Origin of the sequence: Cupriavidus sp. KK10 (assembly GCF_018223725.1) — a bacterium.
Lineage (GTDB): Bacteria > Pseudomonadota > Gammaproteobacteria > Burkholderiales > Burkholderiaceae > Cupriavidus > Cupriavidus necator.
Window position 1 is genome coordinate 760299 of record NZ_CP073677.1, and the last position, 16888, is coordinate 777186.

The 16888-nt window shown below is 64.9% G+C and carries 17 protein-coding genes; 2 read left to right on the forward strand and 15 right to left on the reverse strand.

Going from position 1 to position 16888, the window contains the following annotated elements; all coding sequences use genetic code 11:
• Nucleotides 1-254: 254 nt before the first annotated feature.
• Nucleotides 255-545, forward strand: a complete 291-nt coding sequence (gene groES / locus KB879_RS03775) for a co-chaperone GroES (RefSeq protein ID WP_010813047.1) — start codon at nt 255-257, stop codon at nt 543-545.
• Between the two features lie 45 nt (nt 546-590).
• Nucleotides 591-2234 (forward strand): chaperonin GroEL, encoded by a 1644-nt coding sequence (groL, locus tag KB879_RS03780; protein ID WP_013955756.1) that lies wholly within the window; start codon nt 591-593, stop codon nt 2232-2234.
• Nucleotides 2235-2350: 116 nt separating this feature from the next.
• On the opposite strand, the gene KB879_RS03785 is transcribed toward groL, so the two are convergent.
• From KB879_RS03785 to KB879_RS03855, 15 genes are all read right to left on the reverse strand, one after another.
• Nucleotides 2351-3136, reverse strand: coding sequence for a metallophosphoesterase (locus KB879_RS03785; RefSeq protein ID WP_211980789.1), 786 nt, complete (start codon nt 3134-3136; stop codon nt 2351-2353).
• A gap of 210 nt (nt 3137-3346) precedes the next feature.
• A complete protein-coding gene (locus KB879_RS03790) occupies nt 3347-4321 on the reverse strand; it encodes a type II secretion system F family protein (protein ID WP_013955758.1) in 975 nt (324 codons plus the stop codon).
• A gap of 77 nt (nt 4322-4398) precedes the next feature.
• Nucleotides 4399-5376 carry a type II secretion system F family protein gene (locus KB879_RS03795; RefSeq protein WP_013955759.1) on the reverse strand — a complete coding sequence of 326 codons (978 nt, stop codon included), beginning with the start codon at nt 5374-5376 and terminating at the stop codon, nt 4399-4401.
• A gap of 45 nt (nt 5377-5421) precedes the next feature.
• Nucleotides 5422-6792, reverse strand: coding sequence for a CpaF family protein (locus KB879_RS03800; RefSeq protein WP_013955760.1), 1371 nt, complete (start codon nt 6790-6792; stop codon nt 5422-5424).
• A 61-nt stretch (nt 6793-6853) separates the two neighbouring features.
• The gene (locus tag KB879_RS03805) at nt 6854-8047 is read right to left on the reverse strand and encodes an AAA family ATPase (RefSeq protein ID WP_211980790.1); all 1194 of its coding nucleotides are present in this window, start codon (nt 8045-8047) and stop codon (nt 6854-6856) included.
• Between the two features lie 23 nt (nt 8048-8070).
• The gene (locus KB879_RS03810; protein WP_211980791.1) at nt 8071-8529 is read right to left on the reverse strand and encodes a TadE/TadG family type IV pilus assembly protein; all 459 of its coding nucleotides are present in this window, start codon (nt 8527-8529) and stop codon (nt 8071-8073) included.
• Nucleotides 8526-9035, reverse strand: coding sequence for a TadE/TadG family type IV pilus assembly protein (locus tag KB879_RS03815; RefSeq protein ID WP_211980792.1), 510 nt, complete (start codon nt 9033-9035; stop codon nt 8526-8528). Before KB879_RS03815 ends, KB879_RS03810 begins: the two co-directional genes overlap by 4 nt.
• Before the next feature lie 9 nt (nt 9036-9044).
• Nucleotides 9045-10307: a pilus assembly protein TadG-related protein gene (locus tag KB879_RS03820; RefSeq protein WP_211980793.1), complete on the reverse strand. Its 1263-nt coding sequence runs from the start codon at nt 10305-10307 to the stop codon at nt 9045-9047.
• A gap of 24 nt (nt 10308-10331) precedes the next feature.
• Entirely contained in the window at nt 10332-10667 is a 336-nt protein-coding gene (locus KB879_RS03825) for a hypothetical protein (RefSeq protein WP_211980794.1), read from the reverse strand.
• A gap of 34 nt (nt 10668-10701) precedes the next feature.
• Nucleotides 10702-12555 (reverse strand): type II and III secretion system protein family protein, encoded by a 1854-nt coding sequence (locus tag KB879_RS03830; protein ID WP_211980795.1) that lies wholly within the window; start codon nt 12553-12555, stop codon nt 10702-10704.
• A gap of 65 nt (nt 12556-12620) precedes the next feature.
• Nucleotides 12621-13463 (reverse strand): Flp pilus assembly protein CpaB, encoded by an 843-nt coding sequence (gene cpaB, locus KB879_RS03835; protein ID WP_013955767.1) that lies wholly within the window; start codon nt 13461-13463, stop codon nt 12621-12623.
• A 41-nt stretch (nt 13464-13504) separates the two neighbouring features.
• On the reverse strand, nt 13505-14923 hold the full coding sequence (locus KB879_RS03840; protein ID WP_211980796.1) for an ATP-binding protein: 1419 nt from the start codon (nt 14921-14923) through the stop codon (nt 13505-13507).
• Between the two features lie 86 nt (nt 14924-15009).
• Nucleotides 15010-15543 carry a prepilin peptidase gene (locus KB879_RS03845; protein WP_211980797.1) on the reverse strand — a complete coding sequence of 178 codons (534 nt, stop codon included), beginning with the start codon at nt 15541-15543 and terminating at the stop codon, nt 15010-15012.
• 55 nt (nt 15544-15598) lie between these two features.
• Nucleotides 15599-15772: a Flp family type IVb pilin gene (locus tag KB879_RS03850; RefSeq protein WP_211980798.1), complete on the reverse strand. Its 174-nt coding sequence runs from the start codon at nt 15770-15772 to the stop codon at nt 15599-15601.
• A 93-nt stretch (nt 15773-15865) separates the two neighbouring features.
• The gene (locus KB879_RS03855; RefSeq protein ID WP_013955771.1) at nt 15866-16054 is read right to left on the reverse strand and encodes a Flp family type IVb pilin; all 189 of its coding nucleotides are present in this window, start codon (nt 16052-16054) and stop codon (nt 15866-15868) included.
• Between the last annotated feature and the right edge of the window lie 834 nt (nt 16055-16888).

Below are 16888 nucleotides of genomic sequence, written 5' to 3' on the forward strand. Positions count from 1 at the left end.
CATTAAGTGGCTAAAGCTCCTCTTTCAGTGGCTCTCCAAGGCCATTTCCCACGAGAATTTCACGTCCAAGGGAAAACCCGTATTAAGTCCCTGTCTTGAAATGGCCATACCCCGTCCCTATAATTAGCACTCGCCGGGGGTGAGTGCTAACAGCATGAAAGCGCCCCTTGCGGCACCTGAACATTTCAGACGGCCGTCGCCTCGGTAGCCGGCCGAATTGTGATTAAAAACTCACTTTGTATCTAGGAGTCCGTATGAATCTGCGTCCTTTGCACGACCGCGTGATCGTGAAGCGTCTGGACAACGAAACCAAGACCGCGTCCGGTATCGTGATTCCCGACAACGCTGCCGAGAAGCCCGATCAAGGCGAAGTGCTGGCAATCGGTCCTGGCAAGAAGGATGACAAGGGCAACAACATCGCCCTCGACGTCAAGGTCGGTGACCGCGTGCTGTTCGGCAAGTACGCCGGCCAGGCCGTGAAGGTGGAAGGCCAGGAACTGCTGGTCATGCGCGAAGAAGACATCATGGCCGTGGTGAACAAGTAATTCACCGACTGACCGCCACCCGTACAGATTTCAGGAGATTCAAGAATGGCAGCTAAAGACGTAGTGTTCGGCGACGCCGCACGTGCCAAGATGGTTGAAGGCGTGAACATCCTCGCCAACGCAGTTAAGGTGACTCTGGGCCCGAAGGGCCGCAATGTGGTGCTGGAGCGCAGCTTCGGCGGCCCGACCGTGACCAAGGACGGCGTGTCCGTGGCCAAGGAAATCGAGCTGAAGGACAAGCTGCAGAACATGGGCGCCCAGATGGTCAAGGAAGTCGCTTCCAAGACCAGCGACAACGCCGGTGACGGTACCACCACCGCAACCGTGCTGGCCCAGTCGATCGTGCGCGAAGGCATGAAGTTCGTTGCCGCCGGCATGAACCCGATGGACCTGAAGCGCGGCATCGACAAGGCTGTTGCCGCCGCCGTGGAAGAGCTGAAGAAGGTCAGCAAGCCCACCACCACCAGCAAGGAAATCGCCCAGGTTGGCGCGATCTCGGCCAACAGCGACACCTCGATCGGTGAGCGCATTGCCGAAGCCATGGACAAGGTCGGCAAGGAAGGCGTGATCACGGTTGAAGACGGCAAGTCGCTGGCCGACGAGCTGGAAGTCGTGGAAGGCATGCAGTTCGACCGCGGCTACCTGTCGCCGTACTTCATCAACAACCCGGAAAAGCAGGTTGTCCAGCTGGACAACCCGTTCGTGCTGCTGTTCGACAAGAAGGTCTCGAACATCCGCGACCTGCTGCCGGTGCTGGAGCAAGTGGCCAAGGCCGGCCGCCCGCTGCTGATCATCGCTGAAGACGTCGAGGGCGAAGCCCTGGCGACCCTGGTGGTGAACAACATCCGTGGCATCCTGAAGACCGCCGCCGTCAAGGCCCCGGGCTTCGGCGACCGCCGCAAGGCCATGCTGGAAGACATCGCCATCCTGACCGGCGGCACCGTCATCGCTGAAGAAATCGGCCTGACGCTGGAAAAGGCTGGCCTGAACGACCTGGGCCAGGCCAAGCGCATCGAGATCGGCAAGGAAAACACCATCATCATCGACGGCGCCGGCGACGCAGGTGCGATCGAAGGCCGCGTCAAGCAAATCCGCGCCCAGATCGAAGAAGCGACCTCGGACTACGACCGTGAGAAGCTGCAAGAGCGCGTGGCCAAGCTGGCCGGCGGTGTTGCCGTGATCAAGGTTGGCGCTGCCACCGAAGTCGAAATGAAGGAAAAGAAGGCCCGCGTGGAAGACGCCCTGCACGCCACTCGCGCTGCGGTGGAAGAAGGCATCGTCCCCGGCGGTGGTGTGGCCCTGCTGCGTGCCCGCGCTGCGATCTCGGCACTGACCGGCGAAAACGCCGACCAGAACGCCGGTATCAAGATCGTGCTGCGTGCCATGGAAGAGCCGCTGCGCCAGATCGTGCTGAACGCCGGTGAAGAAGCTTCGGTGGTCGTTGCCAAGGTTATCGAAGGCAAGGGCAACTACGGCTACAACGCGGCTTCGGGCGAGTACGGCGACCTGGTGGAAATGGGCGTGCTGGACCCGACCAAGGTCACCCGCACCGCACTGCAGAACGCCGCTTCGGTGGCTTCGCTGATGCTGACCACGGACTGCGCAGTTGCCGAATCGCCGAAGGAAGAGTCGGCTCCGGCAATGCCGGGCGGCATGGGCGGCATGGGCGGCATGGAAGGCATGATGTAAATCATTGCCGACCGACTGCCCTCACGGGCAGGCTGTCTTGAAAAACCCCCGCGGGCGCGAGCCCGCGGGGGTTTTTCTTTGGGGCGCCGCAGCGGTCTCGCGCTCGAGCCGCCAGGTCAGACCTCGACCACGCAGCACCAGTCGAAGCGCTTGTTTTCCAGCTCGCCGGTGCGGCGGCTGACGTAGCCGCGGGGGTTGCAGACCACGCGCGAATCGTCGATGCAGTAGTCGAAGCTGGTGTGGGTATGTCCGTGGATCCACAGGTCCGCCTTTGCTACCAGGTCGGGCCGGCGCGACAGGAAGCCGCCGGAGACCAGGTCGTGCGAGTAGCGCGGGTCCAGGCTGCCCAGGTCAGGGCCGTGGTGCGTAACCACCACGGTCTTGCCATCGTAGGGCAGCGCCAGCTGCGCCGCCAGCCAGGCCGACGCGGCCTGGTGGCGCGCCAGCGCGTCCTGGGGTGTGAAATGGCGCGCACGGCCGTCGTCGCCGTGGAGTTCGATCAGCCGGTGGTCCAGCATCACCGCCGCGCAAGCCTGCATCGCGTCATCGCGCCGGTCAGTCCCGAACAGGGTGTAGTCAGTCCACCAGGTGGTGCCGATGATGCGTACCCGTCCGTGGGCGCCGTTGAATTCGGCCACTGTGCCATTGAGCACCTGTATGCCTGGGTGCGCCTCGGTGGCTTCGGCCATCAGGCGATCCACGGTATCGAAGTTGCTTTCGTAGTATTCGTGATTGCCGGGCACGTAGATCACCGGCTGGCTGAAGGTGCGCGCGGCCCAGTCGATGCCGTCGCGCCCGTTGGCGATGTCGCCGGCTAGCACCACGACGTCGGCATCGCAGGCGGGCACGGCCTGCGGCATGTTGTGCTCGATGTGGAGGTCGCTCAGGATGCGTAGCTTCATGGAGACTCCGGAGGCGCATGGGGCTCGCTGTATGGGCCGCTACGGCGGCGGGCGGTTGCCTGCATTCTTAAGAAGCCAGCCCGTCTGGTCAAGTCCCGCGGATCCCGCCGAAAAGCAAAAAAGCCCGGAACCAGGTCCGGGCAAGTGACTGTCTAGCCGGCATTGCACCGGGAGACAGCCGGGGGAAACGATCGCGGTTTCCCGGAAGTATTACCCTCCTTGTCCGGCCATGGTCGGCAGGAGAACGCGATAGATCTGGATAAAGGCTGGCCCGAGCAGCACCAGCAGCAGCGACGGGAAGATGGTGAAGATCAGCGGGAACAGCAGCTTGAGCGCGATCTTGGCGGCTTGCTCCTCGGCCCGCATGCGGCGCTTGGTGCGCAGCATGTCGGACAGCACGCGCAGGGACTCGCCCAGGCTGGTGCCGAAGCGGTCGGCCTGGATCAGCATGGAGGCGAACTTGTCCACGTCGTCCACGCCGGTGCGCAGCGACAGGTTCGACAGCGCCTTTTCCTTCGAGAAGCCCGAGCGCAGCTCCAGCAGCATCAGCTGGAGCTCATCGGCCAGCACGGGGCAGCGCAGCGCCAGCTCGTCGGCCACACGCATCAATGCCGCATCGAGCCCGAGGCCGGCTTCCACGCAGACGGTCAGCAGGTCGATCACGTCCGGGAACTCTTCAAACACCGTACGCTGGCGTTGCGCGACCTTGCGTGCGAGAACGACGTTGGGCAGGTAGTAGCCGATTGCACCAAGTACTGCCAACAACGCGAACATGATGTTCCGGTCTTGCAGCCCCGACTGGCCGGCGGCTGCCAGCAGCCCGATCATCGGCAGGGCGACCGCCAGAGCGGTCTTGGCCGCAAAGTACAGCGGTGCGGCACTGGCATTGCGCCAGCCGGCGTTCATGAAGCGCACGCGCAGCTGCGAGCCCTCCCAGCCTTCCTTGGGCAGTGACAGTCGCGATACCGGTTGCGCCCATTGCACCAGCTTTTCGAGTAGCGCATTCCGCTTGCCAGGATCAGCCCCGAGCTGGCCCGCCTGGCCTGCGATCTGCTCCGCCCGCCCGCGCAGGCGGTTGGGCGAGAAGACGTAGAGCACCCCGAACACCGTGCCGAACGCCGCCACGAAGATCAGCGCGAGCACGACAAACTGGTCTGCCTGAAACCCCTGGATAATGCCTTGCATGATGGACTCCCGTCAGGATGGCTGTCCAAGCCCTGCTTCTTCGAGCACTGCATGTACCGGTACCGTGCGTTGCGCCTTCAGACCCGGATTCGGATGATCTTGCGCATCCACAGCACGCCGAAGGTCATCGATACCACTGCGCCGCCGATCATGCGCAAGCCGAGCGGGTCCTCCCACAGCACGTTCATGAAGCCCGGATTGACCACCAGGATCAGTCCGGCAGTGCAGAAGGGCAGCAGGCCCAGCACCCACGCGGACAGCTTGCCTTCCGCCGAAAGCACGCGGATCTTGTCGAACAGCTTCAGCCGTTCGCGCACCATTGTGCCGATGGTGTCGAGGATCTCCGCCAGGTTGCCGCCGCTTTCACGCTGGATCAGCACCGCGATGACGAAATAGCGCAGGTCGCCCACCGGTACCCGGATGGCAAGGTTGGTCATGGCCTCGTCCAGCGCCACGCCGTAATTGATTTCCTCGAAGGTGGTGCGGAACTCCGGCCCGATCGGGGCCTTCATTTCCTGCCCGACCATGCCGAGCGCGCCACTGAACGAGTGCCCGGCGCGCAGGGCACGGCTGATCATGTCGACGGCATCAGCCAGCTGTGCCTCCATCTGCTTGATCCGCTTGCCGCGCAGGCGCATCACATGAAGCACCGGCAGCATGGCGGCCAGCGCCGCGCCGGCGAGCACCAGCGGTACCGGTATCGGCAGCAGCGGAATCAGTGCCACCGTGCACAGCGCCACCATCGCGCAGTAGCCCAGCAGCTGCGCCACCGACCAGGTGCTGCCGGATTGCTCCAGCCACCGGTCCAGCCTGCCCACGCGGGGCACGCTCATCAGCCACTTCTGCAAGCGCGGCGAGCCCGCCAGCATGCGCTTCTTCAGGATCGACAGCTGTTCCGCGCTGACATGTCCGCCTGCCGACAGCGCCCGCAGCCGCGCCTCGATGCGCCTGGCCGCGGGGCCATGGGCGTTGCTCCACCACAGGTAGATGCCCTCGACGCAGAGCACCACGGCCACGAACAGCAGGATGCCGAAGGCGTAGAAGATCGTGCTCATGTGTAGCTCCCCGGGATTGCTTGTTGTTGTATCGCGCCAGGCGGATCAGACTTCGAAGCGTTTGGCCGGGTCATAGGTCTCGTCCGGCAGCCCCACGCCGAACACGCGCAGCCGCTCGGCGAACTTGGGATACACCCCGGTGGCCCGGAAATTGCCGCGGACCGTGCCATCCTTGTCCACGCCCGTGCGCTGGAAGGTGAAGATCTCCTGCATGTTGATGATGTCGCCCTCCATGCCGGTGATCTCCTGGATGCTGATGATCTTGCGCCGGCCGTCGGTCATGCGCGCCGCCTGCACGATCACCGTGATGGCCGAGGAGATCTGCTGGCGCATGGCCTTGGCCGGCATGGTCAGGCCGGCCATGCTGACCATGTTCTCCAGGCGCGTCAGCGCGTCGCGCGGGGTGTTGGCGTGGATGGTGGTGAGCGAGCCCTCGTGGCCGGTGTTCATCGCGTTGAGCATGTCCAGCGCCTCGCCGCCGCGCACTTCGCCCAGGATGATGCGGTCGGGGCGCATGCGCAGCGCGTTGCGCACTAGGGCGCGCTGGGTGATCTCGCCCTTGCCTTCGATATTGGGCGGGCGCGTTTCCAGCCGCAGCACATGGGGCTGGCGCAGCTGCAGTTCGGCCGCATCCTCGATGGTGACCACGCGCTCGTCTTCCGGGATAAAGCCCGACAGGATGTTCAGCAGCGTGGTCTTGCCGCTGCCGGTGCCGCCCGACACCAGCACGTTGACCTTGGCCTGCGAGAGCGCCTGCAACAGCTGCGCCATCGGCGGCGTCAGGCTGCGCAGGTTCACCAGGTCGGACACCTGCAGCGGATTCACGGAAAAGCGGCGGATCGACAGCAGCGGCCCGTCGATGGCAGAGGGCGGGATGATGGCGTTGACGCGCGAGCCGTCGGGCAGGCGTGCGTCGACCATCGGGCTGGTCTCGTCGATACGGCGCCCCACGCGCGACACGATCTTCTCGATCACCTTCATCAGGTGTGCGTCGTCGTAGAACACCACGTCGGTCAGTTCCAGCTTGCCGCGCCGCTCCACATAAGTCTGGCGTGCGGTGTTGACCAGGATGTCCGACACGGTGGGGTCCTGCAGCAGGGGCTCGAGCGGGCCGAAACCGAACATCTCGTCGTAGATTTCTACCGTCAGCTGGCGCCGCTCGTTGTCGTTGAGCAACACCTTCTGTTCGTCGATGATCAGGTTGACCAGCGCGGCGATCTCCTGCCGCACCTGCTCCTGCGGATAGCGCGCCAGCCGCTCCAGCTCCACACGGTCCAGCACGGTCTCGTGCACGTCGCGCTTGAGCTGGTGGTAGCCACCCGACACGGAGGCTGCCGAGGTCGCAAACTGGATTGCGGCGTGGCCGTTGGCAGTGAAGGCGGGCCCGGCATTGGCCAGCTGTTCGCGAATGGACATGATCAACTCCTCGTTATCGGCTTCGGTTGGCCGCCGCCCTGGCTGGCCGTCGTCAGGGTATTCAGGTGCTCCGCGCGCGCAGCATCAGCCTGCGCAGCGGTGATACCGCTTCGACGCGGTTGCGCCGCTCGGCTTCCGGTGTGGTGCACAACTGCGTGGCCATGGCCTGCAGCGCGCGCGCCATGGCGCTGCGCCGGCTCAGCTTGGCGACTGGCTCGCCGTGGCTGACGGCCTCATCCACGGCGGCGGAGTCGTCGGGCAGGGTAAAGGCGACCTTCATGCCGAAGATCTCCTCCATCGTTGCGCGCGGCATCTCGTTCTTGCGGCCGGTGCGGTTCAGCACCAGGCGGACCTTGTCGGTGGGGTAGTGCAGCGCACGCAGGATATCGAGCAGCCGACGGCCCGGCCGCCCGAAGGAGATTGCTGGTTCGGCCACCACGCAGATGCGGTCGCTGTGGTCCAGCATGCCGATCGACAAGGGGTCGATGCTCTGGCCCAGGTCGAAGATCACGAAGTCATAGGCCGGCTGCACCACCGACAGGATCCACTCCAGCTTGTCCTTCTGGATCTGGCTGGCCTTGATGGGATCGGCCGCACCCGCCAGCACGTCGAAGCCGTTGTCCACATGCACCAGGCAGGCTTCCAGGAAGGCGGCATCCATACGGTCGATCTGGCTGCAGATATCGGGCAGCGTGGAGGGCGGGGTCTTGTCGCTGACGATATAGGTCAGGTCGCCGAAGTGCCGGTTCAGGTCCACCACCAGCACGCGCTTGTCAAGGTGCCGGGCCAGCGCATCGCCCAGGTTGGCCGCCACGAAGCTGGTGCCCGCGCCGCCCTTGCACGAGATCACCGAAATTACCTGTGCGGTCTCTTGCGCACGCGGCACGTGGCCGGATTCCACGCGCTTGAGCGCCTCGGCCAGTTGCCCCTTGTCCAGCGGCCACGACAGCACATCGCGGATGCCGGCACGCATGGCCTTGATCAGCACCTCGGAACTGGGCGCCTGCGTGATCAGGATGCAGGGCAGTTCAGGGTGCTGCTGGCGCAGGCTCTCGATGGCCTGCATCTGCGGGGCATTGATGGCAGGCAGTTCCAGGATGAGCAGGTCGGCCATGCGCAGCCGGCTGGCATGGAACGGGAAACGCGCCAGGCCCTCCTGCAGCGTCATGGCCTGGAAGTTGCCGACCACGGTGCTGAGCCGGTTGATCTCGGCCAGCCGCTCGGCGTCTTCGGAAACGATCAGAATTCTGAGCATGGTGTGCTCCTGGTTCATGCGCGCTAGTTGCAGATCGGGCCGCTGGTGGAAGAGTCCAGGCTCTCCCGCGGCAGCGTGGTGGAGAACGAAGGCATCGACACCGTTATCGGAACGACCGGAATAAAGGTCTTGACCGAGACGTTGGCCACGCTGACGGTGACCGAGCGGCAGGAATTGCGCGCGCTGTCGGGGTCGGCGTCGCAGCCGCTTGGTTCATAGGCGACCTGGATATTGGTGGCCTGCAGCAGGGGCATCAGTTTGGTCATCTTGGTCTTGATGGTGGTGTCCGTGGTGTCGCACACCACCGCGATGCGTGCACCCAGCCGGGTGGCCTCACCGGCGGTGTTCCAGTAAAACAGCACGCGGGAGAACTCGGCAATGCCGATCAGCAGCATGAAGAAGATGCTGGCAACCAGGGCGAATTCGACGGCGGTTGCGCCGGCCTGGCGTGAACGCGGGCGCATGGCACGGATCGGAGTCATAGCACCTGCCTCATTACCGTTGCGATATCGGAGAACGCCAGGGCTCCCACATTGAGGTAGGACTGCATTGGCGAGTAGGTAAAGCCCGAGATCTTCACCTCAACCAGATTGATGGTGCCTGCCGGCGGGTTTGAACTGTTGCCGCCCTCGTAGATGGCAACGTTGGCAAACTGCTTGCTGCCGCAGCCGCTCGAGTCAACGCGGTCACAGACGACTACCATTGACGGGCTGAGGCCGTTCACAAGTGCCGCGCCGCCGCAGGTGGTCTTGCCATAGACGGCGATGCATTTGGCCTGATCCACTGGGTAATTCGGCTCGCTGGGCGCGTATTGCGACAGGAAGCGTGCCGCATCGCGCGTGGCCTTTGTCAGGGCGTTGTACTGGTAGATGGCGCGCCCGTACTCGGCCACCCCGGTCACCAGCATCAGCAAGGGCACCAGGACCAGTGCGAACTCCACCGCGACCGCCCCGCGCGCCCTGCTCCTGCGCTGCCTGCATTGCGCCATGATTCGCTCCTATTGCACCAGCACCGGCACACGAGGGCCCACACCCGTACTGGACCCGGGCACACCCTGGGTCGCGCACGGACTGGTGGGGTCCTTCGAGTCCCCCAGGTATTCGAGACTGGTTGCAGCCTTTGCGCTCTGTTCCTGCATTGGCTCGACCATCAGCATGCAGGCCCAGGAGACCACCGCAGCTTGTTTGGCCGTGGCGAGCTCAGTGCAGTCCACTATCGGCACCTGTACCAGCCTGCGGTCGGCGCCGGCCTGATGCACTGGCTTGGTTGAGGGCGTGCCCTTGGTTTGCAAGCCACTGTTCGCATCCGTCTGGTAGGGATCGTTGGTGCCCCGCTTCTGAATGAAGTCAGCGTAGGCGTTGCCACCATTTGGCGCATTCCATGTGGTCAGGGTGTAGGCATAACCAGTAAAGTCGGGTGCCCCATCGTTCGGTCCCTTGTAAGAGCCGGTATAGATCCCGAAGCGGGTATTCCACGCTGCGATCAGCGATGCGATGCTGCCTGGCTCGCCCACCTTGGAGCCCACTACCGGCAGATCGCACTGTCCGCTGCCGGCAAGCAGGTCGGCCAGTTCGGAAGCGCCGCCTGCCGGAGGCGAAAGGTCGGCCCAGCCAAAACTGCCGGGACCGTATGGGTCGCTGCTCGGATCGACCCTGGACTTGATCCAGTCGCCCCGGTTGTACGCGGTTTTCGGCGGATTCGCCGTTGACGGCGTGCAGACATAGACCGGGATGGCACAGGCGGTCTGCGCGCTGGTGGTGGTGGCGACGGCCATGGCATTGACGGTACTGGCCTTGATATCGATCCCTGGCAGCAGGTTGAGCATCTGGATGAACCAGTGGGCGATATCCTTGCGCTCGGCGGTGCATTTCACGTACTTCACTTTGTCGAGCGAGAACGGAATGTTGTTCTTGGTGTAGAAGGTGCTGCCAGATGTATCGCTATATGAGACGTTGAGGTTCTCGAACATTTCCACTGGCTTGCCCTGGAACAGGGCAGCGTTGCTCGTGCCGGTGGCCAGGCCGGCCGCCTCGGACACGAGCAGCGGCGTGGCCCCGGTGACATCGCGCGCGGCAGCCAGCGCGCAGGCATCGACGCTGTTCTGCAGCTCGCTCTTGGTGACATAGAGCTTGCCCAGATCGAGCGCCAGCCCGACAAAGCCGATCAGCACAGCCAGCGACAGTCCCACGATGATGGCAACCGCGCCACGCTGATGCGCGCGCCGCGTCAGCCTGGATCGTGTGAAGCCCGATGTAGACATGATGGTCTCCCGCGGTTCTGGTGCTCAGCGGCCGTTGCCACCCATGCCCACGCCGCCATAGCCGCCGGCGCCGAAGTCGATCGTCATGGAGGGTGCGCCGCCTTGCTGGCTCCCTGACAGCGAACGGTCGAAGTTCTTCATCGCTGCCACAGCCGTCTTGCCATCGGTACCGGTGACAGTGGGCAGCCCGGCAGGCGCGTCGGGATTGATGATCTGCAGCTGCGTGACGGTGGCCAGCGCCACGCCGCGCTGGCCGTCCCACACCGGCGTCGAGGTCATGCAGGCCGATAGTCCCAGGCAGGCCAGGCTGCCGAGCACCAGGACGGCGGCGCCGCGCGAAAGCTTCAGTGTCTTGTTCATGGTCGTTCTCCGGTTCTGCTGGTGGCGCGGCGGATCAGTTGCCGCCCGATACGGTGCGGCCGGCCGTAGCCGCGGCCCTGGCCTGGGCCAGGCGGGCGGCGGTGGCTTCGATGCGGGCGATGCGCGCGGTGGTGTCCTCGGCCGGCGGCGCGGCTGCCGTGTTGCGGGCGGGCGCAGGGGCTGGCAGGGCAGGGCGCTTGCTGGCGCCGGCAACTGGTTCCCGCGTACCCGGCGCAGGCTCATCCAGCGGTTTGCCATTCGGCACGGCCGAGACCGAGGTGTTGGGCGTGCCTTCGCTGCGCGGTGCCGTGGGCGGCGTGGCGGGCGCCGCGGCCGGTGCGGCGGGCTGCGACGGTGCCGGCGCGGGTTGCGGCACACGCTTGCCGTCGCCTTCCATATTGCCCATGAAGTACAGCGACAGCGGGTTGGGCGTGGAGAAGCTGTCGGTCGGCAGCGGGTAGTTGTTGGTCTGCATCGGCTTGACCAGGCGCGGCGTGATGATGAACACCAGTTCGGTCAGGTCCTGCTGGTACTGCGTGCTGCGGAACAGCGTGCCCAGCACCGGCACCTCGCCGGCACCCGGCACCGCCTTGAGCGAGCCGCGCGCGCTGTCCGTCAGCAGGCCGCCGATGGCAAAGCTCTCGCCGTCACGCATCTGCACGGTGGTGGAGGCGCGGCGGGTGGTGATCACCGGCAGCACGGTCTGGCCTGCCAGGGAGCCGCCGCGCACGGTGGCACCCGTGGGCGACAGTTCGGACACTTCCGGCGCTACCTTCAGGTGGATGCGGCCGTTGGCCAACACTGTGGGCGTGAACTTCAGACCCACGCCGAACTCTTCTTCCTGCAGCGTGACGGTGCCGGCACCGTTCAGCACATTGGCCTGCGCCACCGGGATATAGATCTTGCCGCCGGCGAGGAAGCTGGCTTCCTGGCCGCTGATGGTGACCAAGTTCGGCTCGGCCAGGATCTTGACCAGGCTGTCGTTCTTCTGGGCATCGATGGCGATGTCGAACGGCCGGTTGTTGGCCTTGCTGCCGAAGAACGCCGCCGAGGCGCCGGTCAGCAGCGATGTCACCAGTCCGCCGGTCCAGGAGCCGAAGCCGCCCTGCAGGTTCACCGCTGAGCCGAGCTGGTTCAGCAGCGTCTTGGAAACTTCTGCCACCTTCACTTCCAGCATGACCTGCTGCGGTGTATCCACCGACAGCATGTTCAGCACACCGCCCTTCTTGGCGGCGTCGCCCTGTGCGGCGTTGGCGTATGCCTGGGCGATATCCATGGCCTGCTGCGCCGCCTGGGCGTTGGTGACGCTGCCGGTTAGCACCAGGTTGTCCGCCGCCGTCATCACGCGGATGCCGGGCTCGCCGGGCAACAGCTGCCCCAGCGAAGTCTGCAGCCCGCCAGCGTCGGCATTCACCACCACGTTGATGATGCTGCAAGAGCCGCTGCGGCCCTGCACGATCATGTTGGTGGTGCCCACCGCGCGGCCCAGTACGTAGAGCGTCTGCGGCGACACCATGGTGGCCTGCACGACGTTGGGATTGCCCAGCGTGCGGTTGCGCACCGGCTCCTGCAGCGTGATCAGCTGAGACTTGCCGACTGCCACCATCACGCTGGATTCGCTGCGGATCGCGCCGGTGCAGTTGGGCCCGCGCGCGTCCCCGGACGTCAAGGGCGGCGCCGACGGGGCCGGCGCGGCGGCTCCGGGCGTCATGCTGATGGTCATCTGCATCGGACCCTGCGGGGCCTTGGCGGCAGCCGGTGCGGTCGCCTTGGTCAGGTTGCCCGCCTCGATGGCGGCCTGTGCTGCGGCGGCCAGCGGTGTGCAGAGGATGGTGGCAAGCACCAGGATGCGGGTGCCGCCAGCAGCGTCGGATCGTTTCTGGTTCATTTTGAATCTCCCCCCGGAGAGGCTGTGTTGCAGCTCAGAATTCGTTGGATGCCTGGCGTAGGTTCTCAGAAGCACTCGACGCCGCCCTGCATGCCTGCCAGCACGCCGATGCAGTTGCCCGAGCGTGCGGGCGCCGCCGCCACCGTGCGAGTCTTGACTACGGTGCGCGTCTCGGTCTTGGTCACCACCTTGGCCGGTGCCTCCGGTGTCTTGCCAAGCAGTGTTCCCTTGGTGGCGCCGCCGGTGTTGATGTCGGCCACATCCAGCTGGTTGCGCAGCACCAGCGACAGGGTGCCCACGCTGCGTGCCACGTCGAGCTTCTCGGCCTGTTCGGGCGTGACTTCCAGCGTCACCGCATTGACCACCTTGGGTTGGGTGTCGTCGCGGCTGACCTGTTGCGCTACCGCCAGCACCAGGATCTTCTCGAGCACGATCTTCGAGATGCTGCCGCTCTGCGCGGTCTTGGCTTCTTCGTTGGTATTGACGATCACGTCGACGTAGTTGCCCGGCAGCGCAAAGCCGGCCACGCCCACCACGTCGTTGACGCGGACCGTGATGGCGCGCTTGCCGTCATTGATCACGGCGGACAAGCCACCCTTGGTGCCCACCGGCGCCAGCTTGGCGTCGATGACGGGCTCGCCGCGCTGGAGGCTGGTGCGGACCACGCGGCCCTCCAGCGCCTTCATGTCTTCAAACGCGCCGGGCGGCACGCTGCCGGTCGGCCAGCTGACCATGCGCAGCTGGCTGCCGTTGAGCGGCTGGCCGAGGTTGAGGTCGTTGGCGGCGACGACCACCTGCCTGACCGAGCTGGACGACTGCTGGACCAGCCATCGCGACGCCGATACCACTGCCGCCACGCCGGCGACGAGGGCAATCAGCAGCATCAGGATTGCGCGTGTGTTTTTCATGATGATTCTCCCCCTACAGTGGTCCGATGGTGTGGTGCAGTTCAGCTTGCGGCGCGACGGTCATCCGACCATCGATGGCCAGCGCCCAGCGATGGCATCGCGTCGGCCGAAGCGCGCAGCCCGTAGTAGCCTTGCCATGCAGACAGCAGGCCTGCCTCGGTAACCTGTGCGGCATGGCCGTGGTAGCGCACGCCCGAGTCCACCAGGCGCAGCAGGTCGCGCGGGATGCAGGCCAGCAGCGGTGTATCGCTGGCATAGTGCAGGCTGTCGACTAGGAAATCGAACATCGCATCCGTGCTGGCCAGCCCGAAGTCAGCGGCGGTGCGCTGGTAGACCTCGCGGTAGTCGTCGACCGACAGCGGGCCCACATAGAGCTTGCTGCCAAGCCGGCGCAGGAAGGCGTCGTCGCCCAGCTCCGACGGTTCGAGGTTGGTCGAGAACACTGGCCAGACATCGAACGGCACCGAGAAGCGCACGCCGGTCTGCAGCGTGAACATGTCAATGCTGCGATCCAGCGGCACGATCCAGCGGTTCAGCAGGTCGCTGACGCCGACCAGCTGGCGGCCCAGGTCATCGATGATGTAGATGCCGTTGTTGGCCTTCATGTGAGGGGGCGCCTGGTAGAAGCCGGAGATGCGGTCATAGCGCAGGTCCAGCATGGACAGCGTCAGCTCGCCGCCAGACAGCACTACCGGGCGATGGCACAGGACCCAGCGGCGGTCCAGCGAGCGGTGCGCCAGCGACGCTTCGCTGTCGTCGAACGGCACATGGACCAGCGGATCGAACACCTGGATGATTTCACCGGCCACGGTGATGGCATGCGGCACCGGCACAGCACCGGGCAACAGCGTGCCTAGCCGTTGCGCCAGGTAGGTCTTGCCGCTGCCGGCCGGGCCGTAGATCATCAGCGCGCGGCAGGTGTTCAACGCCATGCCGATGGCGTCGAGCAGATGGACCGGGATCACCAGGTCATGGAAGGCGGCGGTAACGTCCGCCTTGGTCACGGAAGCGTGGTTGACCGAGTGGCGCTTGACGGCATCGAGGTACGCATCCAGCGTGACCGGCGCCGTGCCGACATAGCTGCAGCGTGCCGAGGCTTCCGCCGCGCGGGTATAGCCGGCGTCAGTGAGCCGGAAGCGCACGTCCAGGTCGCTGGCGCCGCGGTGCGCGATCTCCAGCAGGCGCTCGCGCACGGCGACGGCCGCAATGTCATTGACTACCAGCGCCGGCAGCTTGAGCGTTTCGGTCAGTACTGCCAGCGTGACGGTGCGGTGCTGGTAAGCGGCCTTCATCAGAAGCCCGAGCAACTGTGCGATCTCCAGGCCGGTATCGGCAATCGTGCGCGGCAGCACGTGCCAGGGCGGCATCGGCAGCGTGCCATGCTCGGCATGGCCATTCCTGCCGGTCGCGACGGGCTCAAGGAGCCGTGGTGCGTGGCCTGAGTCGTGATGCTCGTTCATTGCCGTCCCCTGTTCGCTGTTCAGTGTGTTCTCGTTCCTGCAGGCGCCCGTGACTGGTCGGCGCGTTGTGTCGCTTGTGGCTGGTGTCATGTGCTGGCAAAAAGCATGGTCAGCGTTCCGGCGGCAATCGCTACGCCGTAAGGCATGGAGCCGGCGGAGGCCCCGGCTTCAGGTTGTACCGGCCGTGAACCAGGCACCAGGGCGGCGATCAGCATGTGGCCCACTCGGGCGAGGGTCGAGCGCCCCTGCCCTGTGATAAGCACCTGTATCAGTGCCCAGACCCCGCCAATCACGCAGGTTGCCAGCGCGATCTTCAGCACCATGCTGACGCCGAGCCAGGCGCCCACCGCTGCCATCAGCTTGACGTCGCCGGCCGCCATGCCGCGCATCAGGTAGAAGGGCAGAAACAGCGCCAGGCCCATCGTCCAGCCATAGAGCCACGCCAGCGAGCCGGCGGCCAGGCCATGAATGGCAGCCATTGCAGGCAGCGCAGCGATCCACGCACCAAAGGTCAGCCAGTTGGGAATGCGGCGCTGCTCCAGGTCGATGGCCGCGGCTGTCAGCACGATGCCGATCGTGGCGGGGCCGACGAGGGGGGCGAGGGCGGTGGCGGCTTGCATGGCGTTAGTGGCTGGTGGCTTGGGTGGTGTCTGGGGCGTGCGCTGGCCGGATGGATCAAGGCAACTTGGAGGCGATCAACTCGTACATGGCTTCCACGGCATCGCCGAGCGTGGCCACGGAAAGGACAATTGCCATGGCGATCAGACTGCCAAGCAAGGCGTATTCGATAGCGGAAACACCCTGGTCGTCGCGCAGAAAATCTCTTGACCTGGCGAAGAACTTTGGCATTTGGCGTCTCCGGTGTCTGTGTTTGTTTGTCGGGCGGGAGTGCGTGCCGCATGGCCGCCCCGGAACAGGGCGGCCATGCGTGCGGGTCGACTATCAGGCCGGTGCGGCGTTGGTGAGGGTGTCGCCGATGTACTTGAAGATGATGTTCAGCTTCGTGCCGATCGTCTGAACCGACACGATGATGACAACTGCGATGAGTGCGGCAATGAGGCCGTATTCAATGGCGGTCACACCGTCTTCATCACGGATGAATTGCTTCAGCATGGTGGTCAGGTTTTGCATGACTAACTCCTTGGGTTGGGAACAGGCACTGCAGGACTACGAACTGCGGATAAGGCAACACTGGCACCGGATATCAATGCCTGGAAGTCCGGAAGCAGGGCGGTGCGCAGATAGCGCATGCATGGAACGGCCACAGGCCGGGACCGCCGTGCACACCGTGCGGGTTGCGTGACTGCAGCCGGCGTTGTGCCGACGCATGCATGCACCGCGCGGCGTGCTGCACATGGCCTGCGCGAGCCATGCAACGGAACGGCGCGCTGCTGGTGCCTCTGGCAGCAGCAGCGTGGCCGATATTCCGGTGTGGCATCGCAGGTTGATGTGCGACTGGCATGGTGAGGCTCCCCGTATTTTTGAATCTGATGCCGGCGAACGTTGCGCCAGCATCGCGGCAGTCAGGACTGCGGTGCCGCGTGCCTGACATAGGCAAACGCCAGGCCAGGCCAGCGCAAACCGTTGTGCCACAAGGGTTTGCGGGTAGCGATGCGCGCTGGCCACAGACTCGGCGGGCCTGCAGGCGGCTTTTCGGCCACGCTTCGTTGCTGGGTGGAAACGCGGGTCTTGCAAGCCATTCCAGACCCCGCTACGGATGTTCTAGATCGCGTGACGTGCTCACGTGGGCCGCGCTGGTGAAACAGGGCAAAAACTTCATCCAAAAGCATGAGGCAGCGTTCGCGCCGAGGTTCGGCATTCGTCGCAGTCGGTAGTCCTCCTGGCTGCTTCGCTCCCTTTTTCCGGTGACGGCCAGACTGACGGATGAGAGCGTCTTCTGCCGAGGCAACGTTTCCGGATCGAAACATTGCGAAGTACGCCAGGGCCGCTGGAGTGCCGGCAGGT